The sequence below is a fragment of the Bradyrhizobium oligotrophicum genome (genome assembly GCF_051168495.1).
In the GTDB taxonomy this organism is placed as follows: Bacteria; Pseudomonadota; Alphaproteobacteria; order Rhizobiales; family Xanthobacteraceae; genus Bradyrhizobium; species Bradyrhizobium oligotrophicum_A.
Genome location: NZ_JBNPVB010000003.1, coordinates 210110 through 224748, shown reverse-complemented (window position 1 = coordinate 224748; position 14639 = coordinate 210110). Strand labels below are relative to the sequence as shown.

Sequence of the window (14639 nt, the reverse complement as noted above, 5' to 3'; positions counted from 1 at the left end):
CCTTCGCGGCTCAAAGCAAAGCCCGAAAGCCCGCTCATACCAACCCGTGAAAGGCCGGACCAACATCTAACGGGGCGGCGAGTTCCTACCGAGAGGCCTTATTGCCGATTGTTGCCAATCGCTTAGCGGGCGTTTGCCCGCGCGTCGCGACTAGTTTTCGGAAAAGTAACTCTGCAGGGTGCGGACCTCGAGGTCTCCCCCGAGATAGGCACGGATGCCTTGTGCGGCCGCCACGGCACCCGAAAGAGTGGTGTAATACGGCACTTTATGCAAGAGGGCAGCGCGCCGCAGTGATCGGCTGTCGGCCAGCGCCTGCGGACCTTCCGTGGTGTTGAAGACGAGCTGGATGTCGCCATTGGTAATGGCGTCCACGATGTGCGGCCGGCCTTCCAGCACCTTGTTGATCTTCTCGGTCGGCACGCCCTGATCAGTGAGGAAGCGCTGCGTGCCCGAGGTCGCGACCACCTTGAAGCCGAGCTCGTGCAGCATCCTCACCACTTCGGTGATGCGGGCCTTGTCGCTCTCGCGCACCGAGACGAACACCGTGCCCTTGCGCGGCACGCGCGTGCCGCCGCCGAGCTGGCTCTTGGCAAAGGCCACGGCAAACGAGCGGTCGATGCCCATCACCTCGCCGGTCGAACGCATCTCGGGGCCGAGCACGGTGTCGACGCCGGGGAAGCGGGCGAACGGGAAGACCGATTCCTTGACGCCGACATGCTTGAGCGCGCGCTTGGTCAGGCCGAAATCAGCAAGCTTCTCGCCGGCCATGATTCGCGCCGCGATCTTGGCGACCGGCGTGCCGACCACCTTGGCCACGAAGGGCACCGTGCGCGAGGCGCGCGGATTGACCTCGAGCACGTAGATGGTGCCGTCCTTGATCGCATATTGCACGTTCATCAGACCGACCACGTCGAGCCCGAGCGCGAGCTCCCGGGTCTGCCGCTCCAACTCGGCGATGGTCGCCTCGTCGAGCGAATGCGGCGGCAGCGAGCAGGCGGAGTCGCCGGAATGGATGCCGGCCTCCTCGATGTGCTCCATGATGCCGACGATGAAGGTGTCCTTGCCGTCGCAAAGGCAGTCGACGTCGATCTCGGTCGCATCCGACAGATAGCGGTCGAACAGCAGCGGATTCTTACCGAGCACCGTGTTGATCTGGCCGGTCTTGTCGTTCGGATAGCGCGCCTTGACGTCGGCAGGCACCAGCTCGGGCAGGGTGCCGAGCAGGTAGTCGCTGAGCTGGTTGTCCTCGCGGATGATCTGCATGGCGCGGCCGCCGAGCACGTAGGACGGGCGCACCACCAGCGGCAGGCCGAGATCGGCCGCAACCAGGCGCGCCTGCTCGACGGAATAGGCGATGCCGTTCTTCGGCTGCTTCAGATGCAGCTTGTCGAGGATGCGCTTGAAGCGGTCACGGTCCTCGGCGAGGTCGATGGCTTCCGGCGAGGTGCCGAGGATCGGCACGTCGGCCGCCTCCAGCGCGCGCGCGAGCTTCAGCGGCGTCTGGCCGCCGAACTGCACGATCACGCCATGCACGGTGCCGTTCGTGCGCTCGGTGGCGATGATCTCGAGCACGTCCTCGGCGGTCAGCGGCTCGAAATACAGCCGGTCGGCAGTGTCGTAGTCGGTCGACACCGTCTCCGGATTGCAGTTGACCATGATCGTCTCGTAGCCGGCGTCGGCCAGTGCGAAACAGGCATGGCAGCAGCAATAGTCGAACTCGATGCCCTGGCCGATCCGGTTCGGGCCGCCGCCGAGAATGATGACCTTCTTCTTGTCCGACGGTGCGCTCTCGTCGGCGAGGGTGCCTGCGAACGGCGTCTCGTAGCTCGAATACATGTAGGCGGTGGGCGAAGCGAATTCCGCCGCGCAGGTGTCGATGCGCTTGAACGCGGGGCGCACGCCGAGGGCCTGCCGTTTGGCGGCGACATCGGCTTCGGTGGTGTTGGCCAGCACCGCGAGCCGCGCATCCGAGAAGCCCATGGCCTTCAGCGTGCGCATGCCGCTCGCATTCGGCGGCAGGCCGTTGCGGCGCACCTTGTCTTCCATGTCGACGATGCCGCGCATCTGCGCCAGGAACCAGCGGTCGATCTTGCAGGAATTGAAGATATCCTCATCCGACCAGCCGAGCCGCATCGCCTGCGCCACCTGCAGCAGGCGGTTCGGGGTCGGCGTGCCCAGCGCTGCGCGGATCGCATTCTTGTCGTCGCCGCGGCCGAGACCGTCGATGTCGATCTCGTCGAGGCCGGTGAGTCCGGTCTCCAGGCCACGCAGCGCCTTCTGCAGGCTCTCCTGGAAGGTGCGGCCGATCGCCATCACCTCGCCGACCGACTTCATCGAGGTCGTCAGTGTGGTCGAGGCGCCCGGGAATTTCTCGAAGGCGAAGCGCGGGATCTTGGTGACGACGTAGTCGATCGTCGGCTCGAACGAGGCCGGGGTCGCACCACCGGTGATGTCGTTGGCGATCTCGTCGAGCGTGTAGCCGACCGCCAGCTTGGCCGCGACCTTGGCAATCGGAAAGCCGGTGGCCTTCGAGGCCAGCGCCGAGGAGCGCGACACCCGCGGGTTCATCTCGATCACGACCATGCGGCCGTCCGCCGGATTGACGCCGAACTGCACGTTGGAGCCGCCGGTCTCGACGCCGATCTCGCGCAGCACCGCCAGCGAGGCGTCGCGCATGATCTGGTATTCCTTGTCGGTCAAGGTCAGCGCCGGCGCCACCGTGATCGAGTCGCCGGTATGCACGCCCATCGGATCGAGGTTCTCGATCGAGCAGACGATGATGCAGTTGTCCTTCTTGTCGCGGACCACCTCCATCTCGTACTCCTTCCACCCGAGCACCGACTCTTCGATCAGCACTTCGTTGGTGGGGGAGGCGTCGAGACCGCGCTCGATGATGTCGAGGAATTCTTCCTTGTTGTAGGCGATGCCGCCGCCGGTGCCGCCCATCGTGAAGGACGGCCGGATGATGGCGGGCAGGCCGATCTCCGACAGCGCCATCAGCGCTTCGCCGAGCGCATGCTCCTGGTAGCGCTTGCGGCGATCATTCTCGCCGAGCGCCCACTGCCGGTCGAGTTCGTCGCGCTCAGGGCCCGAGAGCTTCTCGCGTTCGGCGTGATATTTGTCGCGATAGGACTTTTTCAGCGCCGACGCATTGGCGAGCCGCGACTTCGGGGTCTGCAGGCCGATCTTCTCCATCGCGTTGCGGAACAGCTGGCGGTCTTCCGCCTTGTCGATCGCATCAGCGGTGGCGCCGATCATCTCGACGTCGAACTTCTCCAGCGTCCCCTGCCGGCGCAGCGACAGCGCGCAGTTCAGCGCGGTCTGGCCACCCATGGTCGGCAGCAGGGCGAAACCGCCGGGAACGACATGGCGTTCCTTCTCGATGATCTTGGCGACGATCTCCGGCGTGATCGGCTCGATATAGGTCGCATCGGCCAATTCCGGATCGGTCATGATCGTGGCCGGATTGGAATTGACGAGGACGACGCGATAGCCCTCCTCCTTCAGCGCCTTCACCGCCTGCGTTCCCGAATAGTCGAATTCGCAGGCCTGGCCGATCACGATCGGACCGGCGCCAATGATCAGGATGGTCGAGATGTCGGTTCGTTTCGGCATTCAAGCTCACGGGCAAGGAACGTGCAGGAATTGGGCACAAAAAAAGGGCGCGCTTACCGCGCGTCCCCGTAAGGCCAAGGCGCGACCAGTTCTCGCGCGCGAGCGGTCTTTAGACCAGTTTCCTCCGAGCGAAAAGGGCCTTAGATCGCCATCAACGGGCAATTTTACGCGAGTTTCAATCGCTCCCGCCGGTGCCGGAGGGCGAGAACCACCAGCCCGGCGCCGACGCTGAGCCCGCCGACCCAACCGAGATGGGCTGGAGCGGCCGTCGTGAGCACGATCCCGCCGAGCGCGCCGCCAAGCGCGAAGCCAAGATACATGAACGAGGAGTTGAGCGACAGGACAACTGTTGCGGCCTGAGGCTCGATCCGGATCAGGCTTGCGGCCTGGGCCGGGAAGAAGCTCCAGCCGCAGAGGCCCCAGGCGGCGATTGGAAGCAGCACGAGGTAATGGCTCAGCTCGGGGGCGACTGCTTTCAGCGTCAACGACAGCAGCCCGAGTGCACTCGCCATGCCTGCGAGGCTCATTGCCATCGTCGGGGTCGGGCCAATTCGATCGGCCAAGATCCCGCCGAGGACATTGCCCACCGCGGCGGCGGAGCCGAACACCAGAAGCGCCAAGCTGATCTCATTGGAACTGAAGCCGAGACCGTGAAGCGGAACCGCCAGATAGGTGAACACGGTGAGGCCGCCGATCGCCCAAAGCGTCGTTGTCACGACCGCATAAATCACGGATTCATGCCGGGCGACCGCAAGGCGGCTGCCGAGGCTCGGGGCCGCATTGGGCAGCTTGGGTGGAACCCGCAGAAGCACGCCGATCAGGGCAATGGCCCCGAGCGCTGCGACCAGAAGGAAGGTTGCCCGCCAGGACGCCTGGCTCCCGACGAAGGTGCCGAGCGGCACGCCGATCACGGTCGCGACCGTCAGGCCGGAGGTTACCAGCGCGACCGCGCGGCCGCGGCGCTCCGGCGCAGAGATCGCGACCGCAATCCCGATTGCGGTCGGCGTGCAAAGGCCGGCGCCGAGGGCCATGAGAACCCGGGAGATCATCAGCAGCGGATAGCCGGGCGCGACGACAGCGAGCAGGTTGCTCGCGATAAAGAAGGATAGCGCCAGGATCAGCACCGTCTTTCGGTCGACATTGTTGAACAGCACGGCGAGCAGGGGCGAGCCGATGGCATAGGCCAGGGAATAGGCGGTCACCAGCTGACCCGCGGTGGCCGCCGAGATGCCAAGATCGGCGGAGATCGCCGGCAACAGACCCGCAATCACGAAAGCTTCGGTCCCGATCGCAAAGGTTGCCAGCGCCAGCCACGTCACGAGCATGGTTCATCGCCCCATGGTTCAATATTCATTGAACTATTGATTGCCGCTTGGTCTTTGTCAATTGGTTCGATAAATATTGAACATTGAGAGCGCCGCTGCCGCCCACTATGATCTAGTCATGAGTCGAGCTCCCCATCATCCCACTCGCGATCAGATCGAGCTGCCGGCGCTGATGGATTGCCTCGGCGATCCGATCCGGCTCGCCATCGTGTACAATCTCGCCCGGCTGGAGCACGCCGCGAGCGAGCTGCGCTGTGGCGATTTCAACGTGCTCAGCGGCAAATCCAACCTGGCCTACCACTTCGCCCGGCTACGCGAGGCGGGGCTGATCCAGACGCGAATCTCGGGCACCACGCGTTTTATACGGCTGCGGCGCGATGACCTCGAGGCGCGCTTTCCCGGCTTGCTGGCCGCGATCATTTCTGCCGCCACCCGGGATGCCGAACGGCTGCAATTGCCGGATTGCGAGCTCGTGACGGCGGTCTGAAATCCGGCCTGCCGCCCGCGCACGATACGCGGGGGGATGATGCTGCCGAATCGAGGTGGCGTATTGGCAAAGGCTGGAGGCCCGGCCTGGACTTGAACCAGGTTCAAGAGCGTTGCACCGCTCTTCGCGTCGTAGCTTCCGCCACCGGGCCGGGGCCGATCTTACCTCTCGCGGCTGCGTGAGCCAGCCCGTGTTGCCATTAACCCTAATCCGTTTGCCGGATATTGCGGGGCGGGCTCGGCGGATCAAGCGGTTCGGCTCGAGGGCTTGGCCAAGAAAGTCATGCGCCAGGGGTTGTGGCCGATGTTCTTGGGCGCGCGGACGGCGCTGAGGCCGGCTCGCTGCAGTCGTGCAAGGACGTCGGCTTGGCTGTAGCGCTGCAGGCCGACCTTGCTCCGCAGTTGCCGGTAGTCGGACAGGGCGGTGGCCACAAGTCCGACCAGCGCATCCTTGAGAAACCCGTGCCGCGCGGCGAACATCAGCAGCGCCAGCACGTCACGGACCATGCCGACCTCGGGGCGCAGAACATCGCCCAGCACGAACTGTCCCGACGGCTTCAACAGCCGCCGGATCACCGCCAGCGCCGCATCGAATTCGGCTTCGCTCATGTATTGCGCGACCGAGTTCATGACGACGAGGTCAATCGACCCTTCCTGCATGTTGCGCAACTCGTCGAGCGAGCGCACCCGGATCTTGGTATTGGGCGCAAAGCGGGCGATCAGCCGGCCGCGCACGCCGGGGGCCGGCTCCGCCAGGATCAGCGTCATGCAGGCTTCGGCGACCTTGGCGGCCGACAGCGCCTCGCCGCAGGAATAATCCAGCACCACGGCATCGGAGGAGGGGATGTAGCCGACGATGTCGCGCGCGATGACCTCGAAGTGCAGGTCGCGATGCAGCTTGCTCGCATAGATCGTGTGCGTGGAATCGTAATAGTCGATCCAATCGTCCATGGCGGGTTCCGGCGAACACAGTTCCTTGATCGGAACCGGAGGGGTTGACGAGCGTTAACGGGTCCGATCATCCCTGTCCATTGCTGGTTCTAACAGGAAGGCAAAGCCGTGAGTAAAGCAAAGACCGACAAGACCGCCCCCGAGCTCGACACTCCGACCGATCTGTCGCCCGACGCCGTGAACACGATTTCGACGGCCTTGAACACGCTGCTGGCCGACGCCTTTGCGCTCTACCTCAAGACCAAGAATTTCCACTGGCACGTCAGCGGCCGGCATTTTCATGACTATCACGAGATGCTGGACCAGCAGTCGGACGCCATCTTCGCCACCACGGACCAACTGGCCGAGCGGGTGCGCAAGCTCGGCGGCACCACGCTGAAATCGATCAGTCAGATCAGCAAGCTGCAGACCATCAAGGACAACAACGAGGAGTATGTGCCGCCGCGCGAGATGCTGCGGGAGTTGATGGAGGACAACAAGCATATGGCGGCCGCGATGCGGAAGGCGCACCAACTGTGCGACGACAACGACGATCCGGCGAGCGCGGGCCTGCTGGAAACCTTCATCGACGAGACCGAGCGCCGGACCTGGTTCCTGTTCGAGGCCAGCCGCCAGGAAGGCAGCAACGCGGCGTGAGCCGATCGCCCGAGACATGACAGGGGGACGCGCAGCACGAAGTGGCGCGTCTCCTCGGTGCTGGCGATGCGTCCACTCGCATGCGGACGATCGGCCCCGCGCTAGCTGACGCTGCCGATCGCGATCGAGCTGCGATAGATCATGTAGACGGCCACCACGAAGACCATCGTCGCGAACATCTTGTTCAAGGTGCCGCGCGTTCCGGACAAGCGCGCAGCGAGTTTTGCGCCGGCGAGACCACCGGCGATGCCGGCCACCAGGAAGATTGCCGCCAAGACCCAATCGACCAGACCCGACAGCGCGTAGTTGGCCGCTGTCGTCAGGCCAAAGGCCGTGACGGATACGAGTGAGGAGCCGATGGCGTAGAGGATCGGCATGCCCGTCGCGAACATCAGGGCCGGCACGATCAGGAAGCCGCCGCCGATGCCGAAGAAGCCGGACAGCGCTCCGGTGCCGAAGCCGAACGCCAGCAGCGGCAACAAGTTGTCGCGTGAAAGCTCGACGTCAGACAGGCTGTCACTGCCGCGTTTGCGCAGCATCAGAAATCCGATGGCGATCATGACCAGGGCAAATAGCAGCAGCAGCTTCTGACCGTCGACCATCTTGCCCAGCGTCGAGCCCGCGAAGGCGCCGATCACACCGGTTGCCGCAAACGCCAGCGCGCAGGGCCATTTGACGTGGCCGGCGCGGGCGTGATTGGCGAGATTGGCGGCGGCATTCACAGCCACGGCGACGGCGCTGGTGCCGATCGCAACGTGAGGATTGGCGACGCCGACCAGGTAGACCATCAGCGGGACGGCCAGAACGGATCCGCCGCCGCCGATCAGGCCGAGCGTAAAGCCGACGAGCGAGCCGGACAGCGAGCCGAGCACAAGCTCGGCGGCGGGCAAGGTCATCATGTGATGCTCCGGATCGTCGTCAGGGGCCCCACGGGGGGACGCGGCAGGCAGGGAAGAGAACGGAGCAGACCGCGCAGACGGCCTGCTCCGGTTGAGGGGCACGCGGCCTACTCACAGCGCGTTGAGTGGGACCTTCAAGTAGCGGCGCCCGTTCGCATCCGGCGTCGGCAACTGCCCGGCCTTCATGTTCACCTGCAATGAGGGAATGATCAGCCTGGGCATGTCCAAGGTGCGGTCGCGCGCCTCGCGGGCTGCGACGAACTGATCTTCGGTGATGCCGTCACGGACATGGATGTTGTGTGCGCGCTGTTCTGCGACGGTCGTCTCCCAGCGGATGTCGCGACCATCCGGACCGTAGTCGTGGCACATGAACAGCCGCGTCGCGTCCGGCAATTCCAGCACCCGACGGATCGAGCGATAGAGCGTGCGGGCATCTCCTCCCGGGAAGTCCGCCCGCGCCGAGCCGCCATCGGGCATGAACAGGGTGTCGCCGACGAACGCGGCGTCGCCGATGACATGGGTCATGCAGGCCGGTGTGTGCCCCGGCGTATGCATGGCGAAGGCCGCCATGCCGCCGATCCGGTAGGTGTCGCCGTCCTGGAACAGGCGGTCGAACTGGCTGCCGTCGCGCTGAAACTCGGTGCCTTCGTTGAAGATCTTGCCGAACGTCTCCTGCACGATTCTGATGTCGGCGCCGATGCCGATGTTGCCGCCCAGCCGGGACTGGATGTAGGGCGCAGCCGACAGATGATCGGCGTGGACGTGGGTCTCGATCAGCCAATCGAGGTGCCAGCCGCGATCCTCGATCAGGCGAATGATCCGGTCGGCCGAGGTGGGCGCGATCCGCCCGGACGCATAGTCGATGTCCATGACCGTATCGATCACGGCGCAGGATGGCGAGTTCGGGTCCTTGACGACGTAGCTCACGGTATTGGTGGCCGGATCGAAGAACGGGGTGACCTCGGGCGTCACGGACAAATCGACCGGATGCGGGATGCGGGACATTCGAACCTCCGTCGAAGGGCGTTTCTGTTTCATTCCGAGAGAGCGGCAGGGAGCGACGGCTGCCGGTTCGCGAGCATGCGGGCCGCAGCCATTCCGATCATCATCGCAACGACGAACAGCGGGATTGCAGGCGAGCCGTAGCCGAGCGCCACGAAGGCCGGACCCGGGCAGATGCCGGCAAGGCCCCAGCCGATGCCGAAGATCGCAGGACCCGTTGCGATTCGCCAATCCAGGGTCTGCGAGGACGGCAGATGGAAGCGGTCGTCCAGGATGGGGCGCTGGCGCCGGAAGACGAGACGGAAGCCGACGAAGGTGACGGTCACCGCGCCGGCCATCACCAGGATGAGGCTGGGATCCCAGCCGCCGCTGCGGATCGCGGCGAGATCGAGGAAGTTCAGCACCTTCTCCGGATTGGACATGCCGGACAGCAGCAGCCCTAATCCGAACACGAGCCCGACGACGAACTGGATCAGAATGACCATCACCGCCTCACATCACATGCCGGACGAGGAATGTGGTTGCGACCGCCGTCGCCATGAACACCAGCGTCGCGACGAGCGAGCGGGGGGACAGGCTGGCGATGCCGCAGACGCCGTGGCCGGAGGTGCAGCCGTTGCCCCAGACCGCGCCGAAGCCGACCAGCAGCCCGGCTGCGACGAGGGCGACCGGGCCGACCTCGAGCGTGAGCGGCGGCAGGTGCCCCGTGGCGGCACGAACGGCGAGTGTCGCCATGACGAGGCCGGCTATGAACGCGACCTGGCCGGCGAGCGCGCCGTCCCAGGGCGGCAGCAGCCGGGCGGCAATTCCGCTGACGCCCGCGATCCGTCCGGTCAAGGCCATCATCGTGACGGCTGCGACACCGATCAGAGCGCCGCCGGCGAGCGCGGTGAGGGCCGTGTATTCTGTGATCATCTCGCGCCGGTTCCTCGAAAACGAAGCCTGTTGCAATCAAGTTTCGTATGCATTATTGCTTATATACGAACTTCATAAAGTAACAATCATGACAACGCGGACCGCGCGCAAAGCCAAGCCTGCCTCGGTGGCGGGTCTCGAAGACAAGGCGGAAGAGGCCGCACGCCTGCTCACGGCCATGGCCAACCCGAAGCGGCTGTTGGTGCTCTGCAACCTGATCGAGGGCGAGCGAGCCGTCGGCGAATTGGCCGAGCAGGTCGGCCTGCGCCAGGCGGCGCTGTCGCAGCATCTTGCGATGATGCGCGCGCTCGATCTGGTCGCGACGCGGCGCGAGGGCCAGACCATCTATTATCGGCTGGCGAGCCACGAAGTCCGCGAGATCCTGCAGACGCTGTATCGGCTGTACTGCGCCTGACCGGCGGCAGGCGTTGGCCGCCGGTCCAGCCTCAGGCCTTCAGCAGCTCGAACACCAGACAGGTCGTCGTGGCATGGGCCAGCAGGCGGCCCTGCGCATCGGTGATGCGCGCTTCGGCGGTCGCGGCGCGGCGGCCGAACGACAGCGTCTTGCCTTCGGTCTTCACCACGCCGGTACCCTCGGTCATGGCCTTGATGAACGACACCTTGAACTCCAGGGTGGTGTAGCCGCTGCCCCGCGGGCACATGCTGTGGACCGCGAGCCCCATCGCGGAATCGAGCAGAGTGGCGGCGTAGCCGCCATGCACCGAGCCGATCGGGTTGTAGTGCCTCAGGCCCGGCACGCTGTGCATCACGACCTGCCCGGCCTCCGCCGTGCAGTCGAACGGCGCGATGGTCTGCATGATCGGCGGCTGCGGCAAGGTGCCTGCAAAGACGCCGCGCACGAAATCGAGCCCCGGCATCGAGGCCAGCACCTCCAGCGGCACCACGCCGAACACCTCATCCTGGCCTATCTCGCTCATGCCGCCCATCTCCAAAGAATGATACAAATCATATAAAAGAAGCCGCCTTGAGGCGAGCGCAAAGCGCCGGCAACCTCATCACAAACGGCGGGCAAAAAAATGCCCGGGCGGGCCCGGGCATTCCGATATCGATCAGGCGTTCGGCCTCAGGCCGCGCTGCGCTTCTTCTCGCGCATCAGCTCGGCGAAACGCTGGAAGAGATAGTGCGAATCGCGCGGGCCGGGCGAGGCTTCCGGGTGGTACTGCACGGAGAATACCGGCTTGCCTTCGAGCGCGATGCCGCAGTTCGAGCCGTCGAACAGCGAGATGTGGGTCTGCGTTGCGCCCGCCGGGAGCGTCTCCTGGTCGACCGCGAAGCCGTGGTTCATCGAGGTGATCTCGACCTTGCCCGTGGTCTCGTCCTTGACCGGATGATTGGCGCCGTGATGGCCCTGGTGCATTTTCTTGGTCTTGGCGCCGACGGCCAGCCCCAGCATCTGATGGCCGAGGCAGATGCCGAAGGTCGGCGTGCCCGATTTGATCACCTGCTGAATGACGGGGACGGCATATTTTCCGGTCGCGGCCGGATCGCCCGGGCCGTTGGACAGGAACACGCCATCCGGCTTCATCGCCATGATGTCTTCGGCCGAGGTCGTCGCCGGCACCACCGTCACCTTGCAGCCGACCCCGGCGAGCAGGCGCAGGATGTTGCGCTTGATGCCGTAGTCGATGGCGACGACGTTGAACTCCGGCTGCGTCTGCTGGCCGAACCCCTCGTTCCACACCCAAGGGGTCTCGTCCCAGGTGAAGCGCTGCGCGGAGGTGACCATCGGCACCAGGTCCATGCCCTCCAGGCCCGGCCACTCCCGCGCTTCCTTCTTCAGCGCGTCGAGGTCGAACTGGCCGTCCTTCGCATACGCGATCACGGCGTTCGGCATGCCCTTGGAGCGGATCAGCGCGGTCAACGCCCGGGTGTCGATGCCGGACAGCCCGATGATGCCGCGGACGCGGAGCCATTGGTCGAGATGGCGGGTGTTGCGATAGTTCGAAGGATTGGTGATCGCGGTGCGCAGGATCACGCCGCGCGCGCCCGGCGTCGCCGCCATGTTCACCGTCTCGATATCCTCGTCGTTGGTGCCGACATTGCCGATATGCGGGAAGGTGAAGGTGATGAGCTGGCCGGCATAGGACGGATCCGTCAGGATCTCCTCATAGCCGGTCATCGCGGTGTTGAAGCAGACCTCGCCCACGGCGTGGCCTTCGGCGCCCAGGCCGTAGCCTTCGAGCACCGTTCCATCGGCGAGCACGAGGAGCGCGGTCGGTTTATGGTCCGGCCAGGCGGCGTCAGTATCGATGTGTGTCATGAGGCCCCTACATAGTGGGACGAGGGCCCGGCGTCAAAGCGGGAAGCGGCCGATTCACACGCGATTTCGGTCAAATTGGGCTGAGATTGCCCTGGTTTCCGCCTCTCTGACCGGAACGGATGCGGAACCGAGTTGTCTCAAGGGGACGAACCGCCTAGACCAGCCGCCAACCGAATTGAGAGGACGAGACCATGCTGCGCGACGACATCAACAATGCGGTCAAGGAGGCAATGAAGGCCAAGGACGAGCGCAAGCTGTCCACCCTTCGCATGGTCAACTCGACCCTGAAGAACGCCGACATCGCCGCGCGCGGCGAGGGCAAGCCGCCGCTGACCGACGCCGACGTGCTGGCCGTGCTGCAGAAGATGATCAAGCAGCGCCAGGAATCGGTCGAACTTTATGAAAAAGGCGGTCGCGCCGAACTTGCCGCCGGCGAGCGCGAGGAGATCGCGGTCATCTCGGCCTATCTGCCGAAGCAGATGAGCGACGACGAGGTGAAGTCGGCGATCTCCGGCGCCGTCGCCGAGACCGGCGCCAGCGGCATGAAGGACATGGGCAAGGTGATCGCCGCGCTGAAGGCCAAGTACACCGGGCAGATGGACTTCGCCAAGGCCAGCGCGCTGGTGAAGGCGGCGTTGACGGGCTGAGCCTGTTGTCGCCGATTTGAGAACCACGACCGCTACATCGTCATGCCCGGGCTTGTCCCGGGCATCCACGTCTTTAAGACTGCACGAGCAGAACGACGTGGATGGCCGGGACAAGCCCGGCCATGACGGAGAAAAACAGTGCTCGAGGAAACGTCCGACTACGACCAGCTTTACCGCGACTTCCGTTGGGACATCCCAGCTCAATTCAACATCGCCGTCGCGACCTGCGATCGCCACGCCGACGGCTCGGGCCGCCTGGCGCTGATCGTCGTCGAGGAGGATGGCGCAACCCGCCGTGTGTCGTTCGACAAACTTCGCGATGATTCCTGCCGCTTCGCCAACGTGCTGAAGGCCGATGGTCTCGCGCAAGGCGACCGCGTCGCGGTGTTCCTGTCGCAGTCGCTGGAATTGCCGATCGTCCATCTCGCGGCGTTCCGCGCCGGCCTCGTCTCGGTGCCGCTGTTCACGCTGTTCGGCGAGGACGCGCTGCAGTTTCGTCTGCAGAACTCGGGCGCCAAGGCGCTCGTCACCGATGCCATCGGCCTGACCAAGCTTGCGCGCATTCGCGACCAGCTGCCGGAGCTGAAGACGATCTACGTCACCGACGGCGGCGGCAGCGGCGCCAAGCCATTCTGGCCGACGCTGGAGCGCGCCTCCGATCAATTTCCGACGGTGGCGACGTCGAGCGACGATCCCGCCATCATCATCTACACCTCCGGAACGACCGGAAATCCCAAGGGCGCGCTGCATGCCCATCGCGTGCTGCTCGGCCATCTGCCCAACGTCGAGATGGTGCATGGCTTCCTGCCCAAGCCCGGCGACGTGATGTGGACGCCGGCGGATTGGGCCTGGATCGGCGGACTGTTCGATGCGCTGTTTCCGGCCTGGTACCACGCCGTGCCGGTGGTGGGCTATCGCGCGAAAAAGTTCGTGCCGCAGGCGGCGATGCAGCTGATGGCGGACTATCAGGTCCGCAACGTGTTCCTGCCGCCGACCGCGCTGAAGCTGATGCGGCAGGCTAACGTCAAGCATGACGGCGTGAAGCTGCGCAGCATCCTCACCGGCGGCGAGTCGCTCGGCGCCGAGCTGCTCGACTGGGTGCGCGCGACCTTCGGCATCGACGCGCACGAGATCTACGGCCAGACCGAATGCAATCTCGTCGTCGGCAACAATGCAAGACTGTTTCCAATCCGGCCAGGCTCGATGGGCAAGGCGACGCCCGGCTTCGAGGTGCTGATCGTCAACGACAACGGCGAGGAGCTGCCACGCGGTACGAGGGGCATCATCGGCGTGCGCCAACCCAATCCCTGCACCATGATCGAATATTGGCGCAATCCCGAGGCGACGCGGAAGAAGTTCGCAGGCGACGTGCTGCTGACCGGCGATCTCGGCACCCAGGATACGGAAGGCTATTTCTGGTATGCGAGCCGTGAGGACGACGTCATCACCTCGGCCGGCTATCGCATCGGTCCGGCGGAGATCGAGGACACCTTGCTCAAGCATCCCGCGGTGGCGCTCGCCGCCGTGGTCGGCATTCCCGATCCCGTGCGCACCGAAGCCGTCAAGGCCTGGATCGTGCTGCGGCCGGGCTTCGTTGCAAGTGACACGCTGTCGCGAGAAATCCAGGACTTCGTCAAGGTGAAGCTCGCCGCCCATGAATATCCGCGCCACGTCGAGTTCACCGACACCCTGCCGATGACGGCGACCGGCAAGGTGCTGCGGCGCGAATTGCGGGCGCGGGGGTAGGTCTTTGATTGGGACAGAATCGGGCCGCTTGCGACCTCTCCCCGCCAGGGCGAAGCGAAGCTTCGCTAGGGCGGGGAGAGGCTGGATTGCATCGCCAGATGCAATCCGGGTGAGGGGGGCTCTCCGCGAGTCTGGT

Annotated in this window: 14 protein-coding genes and 1 tRNA gene; 5 read left to right on the top strand and 10 right to left on the bottom strand. The window is 65.0% G+C overall.

What is annotated here, in order from left to right:
- Window positions 1-150: 150 nt before the first annotated feature.
- Complete coding sequence (gene carB / locus ACQR1B_RS07745) at window positions 151-3615, bottom strand: carbamoyl-phosphate synthase large subunit (RefSeq protein ID WP_434832025.1); 3465 nt, start codon at window positions 3613-3615, stop codon at window positions 151-153.
- Window positions 3616-3779: 164 nt separating this feature from the next.
- On the bottom strand, window positions 3780-4940 hold the full coding sequence (locus tag ACQR1B_RS07740; RefSeq protein ID WP_434832024.1) for an MFS transporter: 1161 nt from the start codon (window positions 4938-4940) through the stop codon (window positions 3780-3782).
- A gap of 118 nt (window positions 4941-5058) precedes the next feature.
- On the opposite strand from ACQR1B_RS07740, the gene ACQR1B_RS07735 reads away from it, so the two are divergent.
- The gene (locus ACQR1B_RS07735) at window positions 5059-5427 is read left to right on the top strand and encodes an ArsR/SmtB family transcription factor (RefSeq protein WP_434832023.1); all 369 of its coding nucleotides are present in this window, start codon (window positions 5059-5061) and stop codon (window positions 5425-5427) included.
- Between the two features lie 74 nt (window positions 5428-5501).
- On the opposite strand, the gene ACQR1B_RS07730 is transcribed toward ACQR1B_RS07735, so the two are convergent.
- Window positions 5502-5578 (bottom strand) — tRNA-OTHER (locus ACQR1B_RS07730).
- Window positions 5579-5672: 94 nt separating this feature from the next.
- Window positions 5673-6377 (bottom strand): class I SAM-dependent methyltransferase, encoded by a 705-nt coding sequence (locus tag ACQR1B_RS07725; protein ID WP_434832022.1) that lies wholly within the window; start codon window positions 6375-6377, stop codon window positions 5673-5675.
- A gap of 108 nt (window positions 6378-6485) precedes the next feature.
- Between ACQR1B_RS07725 and ACQR1B_RS07720 the strand changes: the two genes are divergently transcribed.
- Window positions 6486-7013: a Dps family protein gene (locus tag ACQR1B_RS07720; RefSeq protein ID WP_434832021.1), complete on the top strand. Its 528-nt coding sequence runs from the start codon at window positions 6486-6488 to the stop codon at window positions 7011-7013.
- Window positions 7014-7114: 101 nt separating this feature from the next.
- Here the strand turns inward: ACQR1B_RS07720 and ACQR1B_RS07715 are convergent, their stop codons facing one another.
- The 4 genes from ACQR1B_RS07715 to ACQR1B_RS07700 form a co-directional block, all read right to left on the bottom strand.
- The gene (locus tag ACQR1B_RS07715; RefSeq protein WP_434832313.1) at window positions 7115-7909 is read right to left on the bottom strand and encodes a sulfite exporter TauE/SafE family protein; all 795 of its coding nucleotides are present in this window, start codon (window positions 7907-7909) and stop codon (window positions 7115-7117) included.
- A 114-nt stretch (window positions 7910-8023) separates the two neighbouring features.
- The gene (locus ACQR1B_RS07710; protein WP_434832020.1) at window positions 8024-8917 is read right to left on the bottom strand and encodes an MBL fold metallo-hydrolase; all 894 of its coding nucleotides are present in this window, start codon (window positions 8915-8917) and stop codon (window positions 8024-8026) included.
- Between the two features lie 29 nt (window positions 8918-8946).
- Window positions 8947-9399: a DUF6691 family protein gene (locus ACQR1B_RS07705; protein ID WP_434832019.1), complete on the bottom strand. Its 453-nt coding sequence runs from the start codon at window positions 9397-9399 to the stop codon at window positions 8947-8949.
- Window positions 9400-9406: 7 nt separating this feature from the next.
- Window positions 9407-9829, bottom strand: a complete 423-nt coding sequence (locus ACQR1B_RS07700; RefSeq protein WP_434832018.1) for a YeeE/YedE family protein — start codon at window positions 9827-9829, stop codon at window positions 9407-9409.
- Between the two features lie 88 nt (window positions 9830-9917).
- Here ACQR1B_RS07700 and ACQR1B_RS07695 point away from each other — a divergent pair, with 88 nt between their 5' ends.
- Window positions 9918-10244 (top strand): ArsR/SmtB family transcription factor, encoded by a 327-nt coding sequence (locus ACQR1B_RS07695; protein ID WP_434832017.1) that lies wholly within the window; start codon window positions 9918-9920, stop codon window positions 10242-10244.
- Window positions 10245-10275: 31 nt separating this feature from the next.
- Here the strand turns inward: ACQR1B_RS07695 and ACQR1B_RS07690 are convergent, their stop codons facing one another.
- Window positions 10276-10767, bottom strand: a complete 492-nt coding sequence (locus ACQR1B_RS07690) for a PaaI family thioesterase (RefSeq protein WP_434832016.1) — start codon at window positions 10765-10767, stop codon at window positions 10276-10278.
- Window positions 10768-10913: 146 nt separating this feature from the next.
- Window positions 10914-12110, bottom strand: a complete 1197-nt coding sequence (gene carA, locus ACQR1B_RS07685; RefSeq protein ID WP_434832015.1) for a glutamine-hydrolyzing carbamoyl-phosphate synthase small subunit — start codon at window positions 12108-12110, stop codon at window positions 10914-10916.
- Between the two features lie 191 nt (window positions 12111-12301).
- Between carA and ACQR1B_RS07680 the strand changes: the two genes are divergently transcribed.
- Window positions 12302-12757 carry a GatB/YqeY domain-containing protein gene (locus tag ACQR1B_RS07680; protein WP_434832014.1) on the top strand — a complete coding sequence of 152 codons (456 nt, stop codon included), beginning with the start codon at window positions 12302-12304 and terminating at the stop codon, window positions 12755-12757.
- 138 nt (window positions 12758-12895) lie between these two features.
- Window positions 12896-14503, top strand: a complete 1608-nt coding sequence (locus ACQR1B_RS07675; protein WP_434832013.1) for an acyl-CoA synthetase — start codon at window positions 12896-12898, stop codon at window positions 14501-14503.
- Window positions 14504-14639 lie beyond the last annotated feature (136 nt).

What these genes read in the sequence shown, in the direction of transcription:
- ACQR1B_RS07700 (WP_434832018.1), bottom strand. Translation starts at nt 9,829, where the DNA reads ATGATCACAGAATACACGGCCCTCACCGCGCTCGCCGGCGGCGCTCTG.
- ACQR1B_RS07710 (WP_434832020.1), bottom strand. Translation starts at nt 8,917, where the DNA reads ATGTCCCGCATCCCGCATCCGGTCGATTTGTCCGTGACGCCCGAGGTC.
- ACQR1B_RS07690 (WP_434832016.1), bottom strand. Translation starts at nt 10,767, where the DNA reads ATGAGCGAGATAGGCCAGGATGAGGTGTTCGGCGTGGTGCCGCTGGAG.
- ACQR1B_RS07735 (WP_434832023.1), top strand. Translation starts at nt 5,059, where the DNA reads ATGAGTCGAGCTCCCCATCATCCCACTCGCGATCAGATCGAGCTGCCG.
- ACQR1B_RS07680 (WP_434832014.1), top strand. Translation starts at nt 12,302, where the DNA reads ATGCTGCGCGACGACATCAACAATGCGGTCAAGGAGGCAATGAAGGCC.
- ACQR1B_RS07725 (WP_434832022.1), bottom strand. Translation starts at nt 6,377, where the DNA reads ATGGACGATTGGATCGACTATTACGATTCCACGCACACGATCTATGCG.
- ACQR1B_RS07695 (WP_434832017.1), top strand. Translation starts at nt 9,918, where the DNA reads ATGACAACGCGGACCGCGCGCAAAGCCAAGCCTGCCTCGGTGGCGGGT.
- ACQR1B_RS07715 (WP_434832313.1), bottom strand. Translation starts at nt 7,909, where the DNA reads ATGACCTTGCCCGCCGCCGAGCTTGTGCTCGGCTCGCTGTCCGGCTCG.
- ACQR1B_RS07740 (WP_434832024.1), bottom strand. Translation starts at nt 4,940, where the DNA reads ATGCTCGTGACGTGGCTGGCGCTGGCAACCTTTGCGATCGGGACCGAA.
- ACQR1B_RS07705 (WP_434832019.1), bottom strand. Translation starts at nt 9,399, where the DNA reads ATGGTCATTCTGATCCAGTTCGTCGTCGGGCTCGTGTTCGGATTAGGG.
- carB (WP_434832025.1), bottom strand. Translation starts at nt 3,615, where the DNA reads ATGCCGAAACGAACCGACATCTCGACCATCCTGATCATTGGCGCCGGT.
- carA (WP_434832015.1), bottom strand. Translation starts at nt 12,110, where the DNA reads ATGACACACATCGATACTGACGCCGCCTGGCCGGACCATAAACCGACC.